The organism is Cryobacterium breve (genome assembly GCF_027594785.1).
GTDB classification, from domain to species: domain Bacteria; phylum Actinomycetota; class Actinomycetes; order Actinomycetales; family Microbacteriaceae; genus Cryobacterium; species Cryobacterium breve_A.
On the sequence record NZ_CP075584.1, the window covers coordinates 3,039,899 to 3,051,628 of the forward strand.

The following is an 11,730-nucleotide window of genomic DNA, read 5'->3' on the forward strand; positions in this document are numbered from 1 at the left end:
GGCGATAGAAGCGGCGATAGAAGCGATGTGGGATGCTCGAACAATGGCCACCAGCAATGACACACCGGCGAATCTCCCCGCACCCGCAGCCGAGGTGGGTACCGAACTCGAACTCCTCGTCACCAACGTAGCTCACGGCGGTATCTTCATCGCCAGGCACGAAGGCCGCGTGGTCTTCGTGAGCGACACCCTGCCGGGAGAGCGCGTGCGCGCCCGGCTCACCTCGGCGAACCACAAGAGTTTCTGGCGTGCGGAGACCGTCGAGGTCCTCGACGCGGCCCGCGAACGCCAGCCGCACATCTGGGCCTCTGCGGCCCTCGAGCGCGACCCGGACGACCGCGCGGGCGGCGCGGAGTTCGGCCACATCGAACTCGGCTTCCAGCGCGAACTCAAGCGCCAGGTACTCGCAGACTCCCTGAAGCGGATGGCGAAGATCGAGTCCGACGTTGTCGTCGAACCCGTGCCGCTCGGCCCCAACGCCTCGCCGGGCGACGCGGCAGACGGCACCGGCTGGCGCACCCGCGTGCGCCTCCACGTCGACACCGACGGCACGGTCGGCCCGTACGCGGCCCGCTCCCACCGGGTGATCCCCGTCGGCGACCTTCCCCTCGCCGAACGGATGCTCGAGGCGGCCGCCCCGCTCGACCAGCGTTTCCCCGGCGCGGCTTCGGTCGACGTCGTCTCCCCGAGCCTCGGCACCGTGCAGATCCTCGTCTCCGAGCCGGATGCGCACGGGAAGCCGAAGGCCACGCCGCGCACCCTGATCCGCGAGGTCGTCGGTGACCGGGAGTTCCGCCTCGACGCCGGCGGATTCTGGCAGGTGCATGTCCGAGCCGCGGACACCCTGTACCACGCCGTCCAGGACCTGATCGATCCCGAACTGTTCGACCCCCGTGCCACCAACCTCGACCTGTACGGCGGGGTCGGGCTGCTCGCGGCGGCCGTCGGCGACAAGTTCGGCAGCACCGTCCGGATCACCTCCGTCGAGAGCGACGCGCACGCGACAGACTTCGCCGCGGAGAACCTCGCGGAATGGGTCGGAGCGAGCGTTCGCACCGACCGGGTCGACCGATTCCTGGCCGGCCTGGTCCGCGACGCGAGCGCCGCGGAACGGGTCAAGCACCAGGCGGCGACCGTCGTCCTGGACCCGCCGCGTTCCGGCGCAGGCCACAAGGTCATCGACCAGCTCGCCGTGCTGTCCCCGAAGCAGATCCTCTACGTGGCCTGCGATCCCGTCGCCCTCGCCCGGGACATCGCCCTCCTCGCCGGGCACGGATACGAGCTGCGGAAGCTGCGGGCGTTCGATCTCTTTCCGAACACTCATCACGTTGAAGCCGTCGCCCTGCTGTCCAAATAGCTATCGTTGACGTGTACGTGCAATGGAAGAATGTAGGAAAAAGTGACGCACCCGACAACGCCCGCGACCTCACCGACGACCACGGCAGGCGCTCCGGCCGCTCCGGTCGGTACGAACCCGGGCCCGACGCACGCGACCGAAGCGCGCACGCCGCTTGATCACCCCGTCCGGGTCGGAATCGCCGACGATCACGAATCCGTGCGCCTCGGCATCCAGGCGGCCTGCGAGAACGTCGGCTACGTGGTCGTCGCGACCGCGGCGACCGTGAAGGGGCTCGTCGATGCGATCGGCGGGCGCCCCTGCGACGTGATCGTGCTCGACCTCTCCCTCGGTGACGGCTCCCTCGTCACCGACAACGTGCACCTCGCCCAGAGCACGGGCGCCTCGGTGCTCGTGCACAGCATCGCCGACCGGGTCGCCCTCGTCCGTGAGGCCCTCGCCGCCGGCGCCGCCGGCGTCATCCCGAAGTCATCGCCCACGACGACCGTGATGGCCGCCGTGGCGTCCGTCGCCCGCGGCGACGTGCTCAACAACCTCGAATGGGCGACCGCGATCGACGCGGACCGCGACTTCTCCAAGGCCCAGCTCGGCCGCAGGGAACGGGACGTGCTGCACCTCTACGCCTCCGGCCTGCCGCTCAAGATGGTCGCCATGCAGCTCGGCATCGCGCACTCGACCGCGCGCGAGTACCTCGACCGAATCCGCGTGAAGTACGTCGAGGTCGGCCGGCCGGCGCCGACGAAGGTCGACCTGCTGCGCCGGGCCGTCGAAGACGGAATCCTCCCGGGGCTGGACCCGGATGGCGGAGATGGCCGCGGCTGAGGCAGCGGGCACGATCCCGCCGCTCTCGACACGGTTGACTCCCGACCGCCTGGAACTCGCACCCCCCGCGGCGGAGGACATCCGGGCGCCCGGCATCCGCCAGCCCCGCAACCCGATCAGCCGGTCCCGGATCGAGGTCGTCATCTCCCGGTCTGTCGCCGGGGTCGCCGTCGTCTTCTCCCTGCAGGCCCTGCCTGCGATGCTGCAGCAGATCCCGTTACGGCTGCCGGTCATGGGCGTCGCGATGCCGGTCGCCCTTGCCCTCGCGGTCGCCGCCGTCGTGGTGGCCTCGATCACCAAGGTCGGGGTGCGGATCACGACCGGAGCCGTCGCCGTCGTCTATCTCGCCGCCCTGATCGGCTGGCCGTTCCTGATGCGGGACCCGGGAGCCATCCTCGATGGGAAGCCCTGGCTCTGGTACGTCTGCACGGTCGCAACCTCGTGTGCGGCCATCTCGTTCCCGCTCGGCTGGGCGTGCGCGTACACCTTCGCCGCCCCTCTCGCCTACGGGATCGTGCGTTCGCTGCCCTCAGGCGGCGACGCGGATGCTCTCCTGGCCTCCCTCGACGCCGTCTACGCGACGCTCCTCGGCCAGGTCCTCCTGATCATGATCTTCATGCTGCGGCAGACGGCCGGCTCCGTCGACGCCGCGCAGACGAATGCGCTCAACAAGTACGCGACTGCGGTGCGCCAGCACGCCACCGAGGTCGAGCGCGTGCAGGTGGACTCGATCGTGCACGACAGTGTGCTCGCGACCTTCCTCGCCGCGGCGGCCGCCGGGAGCCCGAAGGCCGCGCAGCTCGCCTCAGGGATGGCGACGGACGCCCTCAAGCGCCTCACCGACGCCGCGAGCACCCCGGCGGTCGACGACAGCACGGTGTCCTTTTCGGAGCTCGCCGGGCTGATCCGCCTCGCGGCCTCCCGGCTCGCGCGTCCGTTCACGATCGTGGAGTGTTCGATTCCCCGGCTCGCCGTGCCCGCGCACGTCTCCGACGCGATTCTCGCGGCCTCCGTCCAGGCGATGGCCAACAGTGTGCAGCACGCCTGGGCAGGCCTCGGCACGCCCGATCCCGAGCGCCTGCTCACGATGAGTGCGAACAGCCAGGGCGGATGCACCATCGAGATCTCCGATACCGGCGTCGGTTTCGACCCCGCTCTGGTCCCGAGCGAGCGTCTCGGCCTGCGCATCTCGATCGCGGAGCGGGTGCAGAGCGTCGGCGGGTTCGTCACGGTGTGCTCAACGCCGGGGCAGGGCACCACGATCACCATCGAGTGGCCGAAGGACGGCGGGGTGAACCCCTGATGATCACCGTTCCCCGCGGGCTCGTCCTGTTCCTCGCCGGTCTGTTCTCGGCGTACCACATCGTGCTCGGCATCTACTCGCTCGACCTGCCGCGCACCCCGGGGCCGGCGATCTTCGCGCTCGCCCTCTATGCGATCGCGACCCTCCTGAGCCTCTGGCCGTCGAGCCCGATGCGGATGAACCTCGCGCTCGCCTTCTTCAACGTCGCCGTCTGCGTCGTGATCCCGCTGCTCGTCGGCAGCCAGCTCGACGGCTCCGCCAGGAACGGCTACGCGACCTGGTACGTCGCCGCCGTCGGCACGCTCATGACGATCACGGCGACGCGCCGCCGCACGGCGCTCGCCTGGGTCGGAGTCGGAGCCCTCGTCGTGCACACGATCCTCTGGGCGGGCCCGGCCCAGCTTCTCGACATGGGCGTGATCGGGAGCGTCGTCTGGGTGACGGTCGCCGTCCTCCTCGCCCGCGCCCTCGCCAAGGCGGGCCGTGACTCCCGCCAGTACGCGCTCGCCGAGCGGGAGGCGACGGAGTGGCAGGCGGCCCAGGAGGCGCACCTGTTCGAACGCCAGGTTCGCCTCGCGCAGACGCTCCGCCTCGCGGCCCCCATGCTTCGCCACATCATCGACAAGCACGGGGAACTCGACGCGGAGGACCGCCAGGAGTGCCGCTACCTCGAAGCCGCCGTGCGCGATGAGATCCGTGGCCGCAAGCTGCTCAACGATGCCGTACGCGACCAGGTGATGGCGGCCAGGCGCCGGGGCGCCATCGTGACGCTGCTCGACGAGGGCACGATCGACGATCTCGACGGTGTCGAGCTCGGGGCCATCCTCGACCAGCTCGCCGCCGCGATCGGCGAATCGACGGCAGACACGATCATCGCCCGCACGGCGGGTGAAGGGTCGGCGACGGCCGTGACCGTGGTCGGCCTCAGCAGCGCGGATGCCCGGCTCAGTGCCCTGGGACAGGACTCGCCGGAGCCCGAGGTCGACCTGTGGCTCGAGATCCCCAGGGCCCCTGCCTCCGCATCCGCCCAGATCGTCTGAGAGCGTAGCGCCGGAGACCGTAGCGCCTGAGTTCGTGCCGGGGACGAGCCGGCCGGGACGCAAAAAAAGGGGACCAACCCGAAGGTTGGTCCCCTTTTTTACGTTGTGCCAGGGCGACAACCCGAATGTCACCCTGACGTGCCCCCAGAATTCGCCTGCTTACCCTAGTCGACGAGTTCTGGTTGTGTAACTCAGTGAGCGACACCTAGCAATATCTATAGTGACCGAGCCGTGGTCAATCCAAAAGTCGGCATTTAGGGGGGACCCGCTCGGGGCCGGGCGGCTCACGCCCGGAACTCGGCCCAGCTGCTCTGCCCGGAGACGAAGGGCGGCCGGATGGCCCGCTGGCCGGCCTGCCAGCCGCTGCGTGCGCCCGTCGGCTTCTTGTGCAGGCTGCCGGTCTCCTCGCGGAGCAGGCCGTGCAGCACGGCGGACACGGCGGCTGCCTCGACCGGGCTGATGCCGCGGGTCAGGAAGCGCAGGTGCAGGGGAGCATCTGCGGGGGTGTCCTCCGGTGCGTCCTGCCCGGTGTTCTGTTCGTCTGCCATGGTCGCTCCCTACAGCGGGATGTTGCCGTGCTTCTTGGGCGGAAGGCTCGAACGCTTGGTGCGCAGGGCCCGCAGCGCCTTGGTGATCGCGACGCGGGTGGCGGCCGGCTCGATGATCCCGTCCAGCTCCCCGCGTTCGGCGGCCAGGAACGGGCTCGCGACGTTGTAGGTGTATTCGTTGGCGAGGCGGGTGCGCACGGCGTTGACGTCCTCCTCCGCGGCTTCGGCCTTCTTGATCTCGGTGCGGTAGAGGATGTTCACGGCGCCCTGGCCGCCCATCACGGCGATCTCGGCGGTCGGCCAGGCCAGGTTGATGTCGGCGCCGAGCTGCTTGGAGCCCATCACGATGTACGCTCCGCCGTATGCCTTGCGCAGGATGACCGTGACGAGCGGAACCGTCGCTTCGGCGTAGGCGTAGAGCAGCTTCGCGCCGCGACGGATGATGCCCGTCCACTCCTGGTCGGTGCCGGGCAGGAACCCGGGCACGTCGACGAGGGTGAGGATCGGGATCGAGAACGCGTCGCAGAACCTCACGAAGCGGGCGGCCTTCTCGCCGGCCTGGATGTTGAGGGTTCCGGCCATCGCGTTGGGCTGGTTGGCGACGATGCCGACCGAACGGCCCTCGACGCGGGCGAAGCCGACGACGATGTTCGGGGCGAAGAGCGGCTGCGTCTCGAGGAAGTCGCCGCGGTCGACGATGTGCTCGATCACGGTCTTGACGTCGTACGGCTGGTTCGGCGAGTCCGGGATGATCGTGTTGAGGGTGCGATCGGCGTCCGTCGTCTCGAACTCGACGTCGCTGTCGAACGTCGGAAGCTCGGCGAGGTTGTTGTCCGGCAGGAAGCCGAGCAGGGTGCGCGCGTAGTCGAGCGCGTCCGCCTCGTCGCTCGCGAGGTAGTGCGCGACACCGGAGATCTTGTTGTGGGTGAGGGCCCCGCCGAGCTCCTCCATGCCGACGTCCTCGCCCGTGACGGTCTTGATCACGTCGGGGCCGGTGACGAACATCTGGCTGATCTTGTCGACCATGATCACGAAGTCGGTGAGCGCGGGGGAGTAGACCGCTCCACCGGCGGCCGGGCCGCAGATGATCGAGATCTGCGGGATGACGCCGGAGGCCGCGGTATTGCGACGGAAGATCTCGCCGTACTTGCCGAGGGCGACGACACCCTCCTGGATGCGCGCTCCACCGGAGTCGAGGATGCCGATGATCGGCACGCCCGTCTTGAGGGCGAGGTCCATCACCTTGATGATCTTGTCGCCGGCCACCTCGCCGAGCGATCCGCCGAAGATGGTGAAGTCCTGCGAATAGACGGCGACCTGGCGCCCGTGGATCGTGCCGGTGCCGGTGACGACCGCGTCGCCGTACGGCCGCTTGTTCTCCATGCCGAAGCCGTGGGTGCGGTGCCGCACGAACTCGTCGAGCTCGACGAACGAGCCCTGGTCGAGCAGAAGCTCGATGCGCTCGCGCGCGGTCATTTTGCCCTTGGCGTGCTGTTTTTCGATCGCCGCCTCACCGCTCGCGGTCACGGCTTCGTGATAGCGCATCTTGAGGTCGGCGAGCTTTCCAGCCGTCGTGTACAGATCTGGTCCCGTAACGGGCGAATTGTCACTCACGCCGTTCACTCTACCGGCCAGCCCTCGGCCCGGACCGTTGACGAAACCCTACAAAACCCGGCCCGATCGCTGGCCGTTCTCTTCCCCGGGTGGGCATAACTCCTGCAGATTCCGCAAATTCGGTTCAAAATGTGGCATCGGGGGCATCTTCCGGGAGAATTGCAGGAGTTATGCAGCGGAAGTAGGGCAGATGCAGTTTCCACTCAGCCGCGAGGCGGTGACCCGATTCGAGTACCTTGACGAGGCCGGGTCCACGAACGACGTGCTCGTCGGCCACGCGACGGGCACGGATGCCGCCGGCTGGCCGCACCTGTCGACCGTCGTCACCGACAACCAGACCCGCGGCCGGGGCCGGCTCGGCCGCACCTGGCTTGCCCCCACCGGCAAGTCGCTCGCGATCTCCGTGCTGCTGCGCCCGCTCGTCGGAGCCGGCGTCGGAGTGAGCACGCGCCAGGGCGCCCCGCTCCCGGTGGACCGCTTCGGCTGGTTCCCGCTCCTCGCCGGCGCCGCAATGACCATCGCCGTCCGCGCGGAGGTCGAGGCCAGCCTCCTCGAGACAGCCTCCGCAGCCGGTACCGCTGTCGCGGCCCCCGACGATGGAGAGCACCCCGCTCACGAGGTCACCCTCAAGTGGCCCAACGACGTGCTGATCGACGGCTACAAGGTGTCCGGCATCCTCTCTGAGCTTCTGCCAGACGCCCACGGTCTCGTGATCGGCGCCGGGCTCAACCTCTCCCTCGACGAACACGACCTGCCCACGCTCACCTCGACCTCGCTGCTCCTCGTGACCGGCCGAGCCCCCGAAGCGGATGCCGTACTCGCCCGCTACCTGACCGAACTCGCCCGTCTTACCGTTGCGTTCCTCGCAGCGGACGGGGACCCGGTCGCGAGCGGACTCCAGGCCACCGTCACGGGCCTGTGCGGCACGCTCGGCTCGAAGGTGCGGGTCCAATTGCCCGGCGGCGCCGACCTCGTCGGAGTCGCGATCGCGCTCGACGAGTCCGGCCGGCTGATCGTGGAGGACCAGGCCACCGGCGAGCCGCAGGCCGTCGCTGCGGGCGATGTGACCCACCTGAGGTATTAATAGGGAGATGACGAACAACAGGGGGACGGGCCCGGCAGATCCGGCGGCCCCGGCCGAACGGGTCGTGGCCGCGCTGCGCCCGCACGGTCGGGTGTTGTTCTGGCCGACCCTCGCGCTGCTCGGCACCTGCACGGCAACCGGGTACTTCTACGGCAACCTCGCGGAGCCGTGGCAGGACAGTGCCCTGCTCTGGGTCGCCGCCGCTGTCGTCGTGATGCTCTGGCTGCTTCCGCTGGCCTCCTGGCTGAACCGGCGGTACACGATCACGACCCGGCGCATCATCTTCCGGCGCGGCTTCTTCGTGCGCACCCGCCAGGAACTGCTGCACAGCCGAGGCTACGACGTGCGGGTGCGGACGACCTGGCTGCAGGCCCTGAGCGGTTCCGGCGATGTGATCATCGCCTCCGGCTCAGAACGGCCGCTCGTGCTGAAGGACGTGCCCAATGCGGGTCTAGTGCAGCGCGTGCTGCACGACCTCATCGAACAGTCGCAGACCGGATTCGATTCGCGGCGGCGCGAGGAATCAGCGTTCGCTGCCGACCAGACGACCATCTGGAATGGTCGCTAGGCTCGCCGTCACCGGAGCGGCAACGCGACGGTGCGGTGCGAAGACCCAGTAACGGTAGAGCACGAAGCGGAAGATCGCACCGAGAATGAGGCCGACCACGTTCGAGGAGATGTTGTCGGCGACGACGCTCGTGTGGCCGAGCACGTAGTGGCTCACCCACAGGCAGGCGAGTCCGATGCCCATGCCAACGAGGCTGACGCCGAAGAATTCGATACCTTCGCGCAGGGTCTGCGACTGGCGGCTCTTGCCGAAGGTCCAGTAGCGGTTGCCGATCCAGTTCACCGCGATGGCGAGGATGGTCGAGACGACCTTGGCATAGATCGGCCCGGCGTGAACCAGGTGCGGATCGAAGACCGTGGTGCGGAGCAGATTGAACACCGAGAAGTCGACGGCGAAGCCGACGAGTCCCACGGCGCCGAAGCTCGCGATCTGGATCGCGAGGGCGACGAGCCGTGCTGATTTTCCCGAGGTAATCGGCATACATCCATCCGGTCTATGGGCGAAGATAGAACAACAATCCACGAGTCTACGGCGCAGCTGCCGCTTCAGACTGAAAATTGGTGCGTCCGAAAATGAACGGTCGCACAGAAATCGGTGACGAAATGAGCACGACAGTCGGCGTAATCGGGGGCGGCCAACTGGCCAGGATGCTGATCCCCGCAGCGGTGAACCTCGGAATCGACCTGCGCGTTCTCGCCGAGGCCGACGGCATGTCGGCGGGCCTGGCCGCGGTCGCGGTGGGGGGACTATCGCGACTTCGACACGGTTCTCGCCTTCGCCGAGACCGTTGACGTGATCACCTTCGACCACGAGCACGTCCCCCAGGCCGTGCTCCGTGAACTCGTCGCCCGCGGGGTCACCGTGCGTCCGGGACCGGAGGCCCTCGTCTTCGCCCAGGACAAGATCGAAATGCGCCGCCGCCTCGGCGAGCTCGGCCTGCCGGTCCCCGACTGGGCGGCGGTCGAGAACGCGTCGGAGCTCGCCGTCTTCATCGCCGAACACGGTGGCCGCGCCGTGGTCAAGACGCCGCGCGGCGGCTACGACGGCAAGGGCGTCCGGGTGGTCACGCACAAGCACGAGGTCGACGACTGGTTCACCGCCCTCGCCGAGGACGCCAACGGCGGCGCCCTGCTCGTCGAGGAGCACGTTCCGTACACCCGGGAGCTCGCCCAGCTCGTGGCGAGGCGCCCGTCCGGCCAGGTCGCCGTGTGGCCGGTCGTCGAGACCGTGCAGCGGGACGGTGTCTGTGCCGAGGTGATCGCCCCTGCCCCCTGTCGAGCGGACGCCTCGCCGCGGTCGCCGCCGACATCGCCACGCGAGTCGCCGAGGGCATCGGCGTGTGCGGCGTGATGGCCGTCGAACTCTTCGAGACGACGGATGAGCGCCTCCTGATCAACGAGCTGGCCATGCGCCCGCACAACAGCGGTCACTGGTCGATCGAAGGATCGACCACAAGCCAGTTCGAACAGCACCTTCGCGCCGTTCTCGACCTCCCGCTCGGTGCGACGACGCCGCGCGACGAGTGGTCGGTGATGGTGAATATCCTCGGCGGCCCCCTGCGCGGCACTCTTTTCGATCGCTACCCGGCCGCTTTCGCCGCGCATCCGTCGGCCAAGGTGCACAACTATGGGAAGGACCCACGTCCCGGCCGCAAGGTCGGGCACGTCACCGTGGGAGGTGCGGATCTGGACGACGTCGCCTATGAAGCGCGTGCCACTGCGGCTTTCTTTCAGGACTGACACCTAAGATCGACTGCGTGCCCGAGAACCCCAGAGCAACCACCCCGCTGTCGGAGAACCGAGAAACGCCCCCGGCGCCGCTCGTCGGCGTCGTCATGGGCTCCGATTCCGACTGGCCGGTCATGAGCGACGCCGCGCAGCTCTTGCGCGACTTCGGGGTCGACTACGAAGTCCAGGTCGTCTCCGCGCACCGCACGCCCCAGAAGATGATCGCCTATGGCGAGGACGCCCACGGGCGCGGCCTCAAGGTCATCATCGCCGGCGCCGGCGGTGCAGCGCATCTGCCCGGTATGCTCGCCGCCGTCACCGCGCTTCCCGTCGTCGGCGTTCCCGTTCCACTGAGCAGGCTCGACGGCCTCGACTCCCTGCTCTCGATCGTGCAGATGCCGGCCGGAGTTCCCGTCGCGACCGTCTCCATCGGCGGGGCCCGAAACGCCGCGCTTATCGCCGTGAAAATCCTGGCCCTCTCCGACACGGTGCTGCACGACAAGCTCGTCGCCTTCGCCGCGGCCCTCGCCGCGCAGGTCGAACAGAAGAATTCGGATCTCCAAGCCAAGCTATGAGCATCGCCACCAACCCGATCAGGAACCCGGAAGCCGGGTCCGCCCGTGTGATGACCAAACGGGCCTGGTGGCTCGTCCTGCTGAACGTCATCCTGCCCGGGTCAGCGCAAGTGCTCGCCGGAAGCCGCCGACTCGGCCGGTTCGGCCTGCGCTGCACGTTCACCCTCATCGCCCTCGTCGTCGTCGTCGGGGTCGCTTACCTGTTCTGGCCTGAGGTCGTGCTCACGGCGTTCACCAACTCGATCGGGTTGTGGGTCGCCGCGGCGGTGTTGGTGTTCTACGGCATCGTCTGGGTCGTGCTGACCCTCGACACCCTGCGGCTTGTGCGCCTCGTCAAGGCGGGCCCTGGTGCCCGCCCCCTCATCGCCGGCTTCGCGACCGTGCTCATGGTCGTCATCGCCGGAACGGCCGGCTACGGCGCCTACGTCGCGGCGACGGCAAGCGACTTCCTGTCCTCGGTCTTCGTGGCCGGGCCGACGGTCCCCCCGGTCGATGGGCGCTACAACATCATGCTTCTCGGCGGTGACGCCGGTGCAGACCGAGACGGTCTCCGCCCGGACAGCATCACCGTGGCGAGCATCGACGCCACCACGGGCCAGGTCACCATGATCGGCCTGCCCCGCAACCTCGAGGACGTACCGTTCGTGGCGGGTTCCCCGCTCGCGAAGCTGTACCCCACCGGCTACGGCGCCGTCGACGGATGCGAGGTCGACGCCTGCATGCTCAACTCGATCTACACCGAGGTCGAGCTGAAAAGCCCCGAGATGTACCCGAAGGCCATCGACGCCGGCAGTGAGCCCGGCATCGAGGGGATGCGGGACGCGGCGGAGGGCATCACGGGGCTGACGATCCAGTACTACGGCCTCATCGACATGCAGGGCTTCTCGGAGCTCATCGACGCCCTCGGCGGGGTCGACATCAACGTGACCGAACGCGTGCCGGTGCACACGGACGACACCTTCACCACCGTGCTGTTCTGGTTCGAGCCGGGCATGCAGCACATGGACGGCTATCACGCTCTCTGGTACGCCCGGTCGCGACACGGCACGAGCGACTACAACCGCATGGAGCGCCAGCACCAGGCTCCAGGAG

The 11,730-nt window shown here is 68.6% G+C and carries 10 protein-coding genes and 2 pseudogenes; 9 read left to right on the top strand and 3 right to left on the bottom strand.

Annotation, left to right across the window (positions count from 1 at the left end; translation table 11 throughout):
- The first annotated feature begins 43 nt into the window (after positions 1–43).
- The 4 genes from KIV56_RS14795 (at position 44) to KIV56_RS14810 (ending at position 4,522) form a co-directional block, all read left to right on the top strand.
- Positions 44–1,357, top strand: coding sequence for a class I SAM-dependent RNA methyltransferase (locus KIV56_RS14795; protein ID WP_281534039.1), 1,314 nt, complete (start codon positions 44–46; stop codon positions 1,355–1,357).
- A 177-nt stretch (positions 1,358–1,534) separates the two neighbouring features.
- Positions 1,535–2,179: a response regulator transcription factor gene (locus KIV56_RS14800; RefSeq protein WP_281536172.1), complete on the top strand. Its 645-nt coding sequence runs from the start codon at positions 1,535–1,537 to the stop codon at positions 2,177–2,179.
- The gene (locus KIV56_RS14805) at positions 2,166–3,482 is read left to right on the top strand and encodes a sensor histidine kinase (protein WP_281534040.1); all 1,317 of its coding nucleotides are present in this window, start codon (positions 2,166–2,168) and stop codon (positions 3,480–3,482) included. Before KIV56_RS14800 ends, KIV56_RS14805 begins: the two co-directional genes overlap by 14 nt.
- Positions 3,482–4,522, top strand: a complete 1,041-nt coding sequence (locus KIV56_RS14810; RefSeq protein ID WP_281534041.1) for a hypothetical protein — start codon at positions 3,482–3,484, stop codon at positions 4,520–4,522. Before KIV56_RS14805 ends, KIV56_RS14810 begins: the two co-directional genes overlap by 1 nt.
- 284 nt (positions 4,523–4,806) lie before the next feature.
- Here the strand turns inward: KIV56_RS14810 and KIV56_RS14815 are convergent, their stop codons facing one another.
- Both KIV56_RS14815 and KIV56_RS14820 read right to left on the bottom strand, forming a co-directional pair.
- Positions 4,807–5,070: a hypothetical protein gene (locus KIV56_RS14815; protein WP_281534042.1), complete on the bottom strand. Its 264-nt coding sequence runs from the start codon at positions 5,068–5,070 to the stop codon at positions 4,807–4,809.
- 9 nt (positions 5,071–5,079) lie between these two features.
- Positions 5,080–6,615, bottom strand: a complete 1,536-nt coding sequence (locus KIV56_RS14820; RefSeq protein ID WP_281536173.1) for an acyl-CoA carboxylase subunit beta — start codon at positions 6,613–6,615, stop codon at positions 5,080–5,082.
- Between the two features lie 259 nt (positions 6,616–6,874).
- On the opposite strand from KIV56_RS14820, the gene KIV56_RS14825 reads away from it, so the two are divergent.
- Positions 6,875–7,768 (top strand): biotin--[acetyl-CoA-carboxylase] ligase, encoded by an 894-nt coding sequence (locus tag KIV56_RS14825; protein WP_281534043.1) that lies wholly within the window; start codon positions 6,875–6,877, stop codon positions 7,766–7,768.
- Positions 7,769–7,775: 7 nt separating this feature from the next.
- Positions 7,776–8,336, top strand: a complete 561-nt coding sequence (locus tag KIV56_RS14830; protein ID WP_281534044.1) for a PH domain-containing protein — start codon at positions 7,776–7,778, stop codon at positions 8,334–8,336.
- On the opposite strand, the gene KIV56_RS14835 is transcribed toward KIV56_RS14830, so the two are convergent.
- Positions 8,292–8,816 carry a GtrA family protein gene (locus KIV56_RS14835; RefSeq protein ID WP_281534045.1) on the bottom strand — a complete coding sequence of 175 codons (525 nt, stop codon included), beginning with the start codon at positions 8,814–8,816 and terminating at the stop codon, positions 8,292–8,294. The genes KIV56_RS14830 and KIV56_RS14835 overlap by 45 nt on opposite strands.
- A 122-nt stretch (positions 8,817–8,938) precedes the next feature.
- On the opposite strand from KIV56_RS14835, the pseudogene KIV56_RS14840 reads away from it, so the two are divergent.
- The 3 genes and pseudogenes from KIV56_RS14840 to KIV56_RS14850 form a co-directional block, all read left to right on the top strand.
- Positions 8,939–10,075: pseudogene (locus KIV56_RS14840) on the top strand (5-(carboxyamino)imidazole ribonucleotide synthase).
- 95 nt (positions 10,076–10,170) lie between these two features.
- Positions 10,171–10,638 carry a 5-(carboxyamino)imidazole ribonucleotide mutase gene (purE, locus tag KIV56_RS14845; RefSeq protein ID WP_281536174.1) on the top strand — a complete coding sequence of 156 codons (468 nt, stop codon included), beginning with the start codon at positions 10,171–10,173 and terminating at the stop codon, positions 10,636–10,638.
- Between the two features lie 605 nt (positions 10,639–11,243).
- Positions 11,244–11,660 (top strand): annotated as a pseudogene (locus KIV56_RS14850) (LCP family protein); the annotation flags it as partial.
- Between the last annotated feature and the right edge of the window lie 70 nt (positions 11,661–11,730).

Bases quoted from the DNA above. Each gene is read 5' to 3' on its own strand.
- KIV56_RS14795 (WP_281534039.1), top strand. From the start codon at position 44: ATGGCCACCAGCAATGACACACCGGCGAATCTCCCCGCACCCGCAGCC.
- KIV56_RS14805 (WP_281534040.1), top strand. From the start codon at position 2,166: ATGGCCGCGGCTGAGGCAGCGGGCACGATCCCGCCGCTCTCGACACGG.
- KIV56_RS14810 (WP_281534041.1), top strand. From the start codon at position 3,482: ATGATCACCGTTCCCCGCGGGCTCGTCCTGTTCCTCGCCGGTCTGTTC.
- KIV56_RS14815 (WP_281534042.1), bottom strand. From the start codon at position 5,070: ATGGCAGACGAACAGAACACCGGGCAGGACGCACCGGAGGACACCCCC.
- KIV56_RS14820 (WP_281536173.1), bottom strand. From the start codon at position 6,615: ATGCGCTATCACGAAGCCGTGACCGCGAGCGGTGAGGCGGCGATCGAA.
- KIV56_RS14825 (WP_281534043.1), top strand. From the start codon at position 6,875: ATGCAGTTTCCACTCAGCCGCGAGGCGGTGACCCGATTCGAGTACCTT.
- KIV56_RS14830 (WP_281534044.1), top strand. From the start codon at position 7,776: ATGACGAACAACAGGGGGACGGGCCCGGCAGATCCGGCGGCCCCGGCC.
- KIV56_RS14835 (WP_281534045.1), bottom strand. From the start codon at position 8,816: ATGCCGATTACCTCGGGAAAATCAGCACGGCTCGTCGCCCTCGCGATC.
- purE (WP_281536174.1), top strand. From the start codon at position 10,171: ATGGGCTCCGATTCCGACTGGCCGGTCATGAGCGACGCCGCGCAGCTC.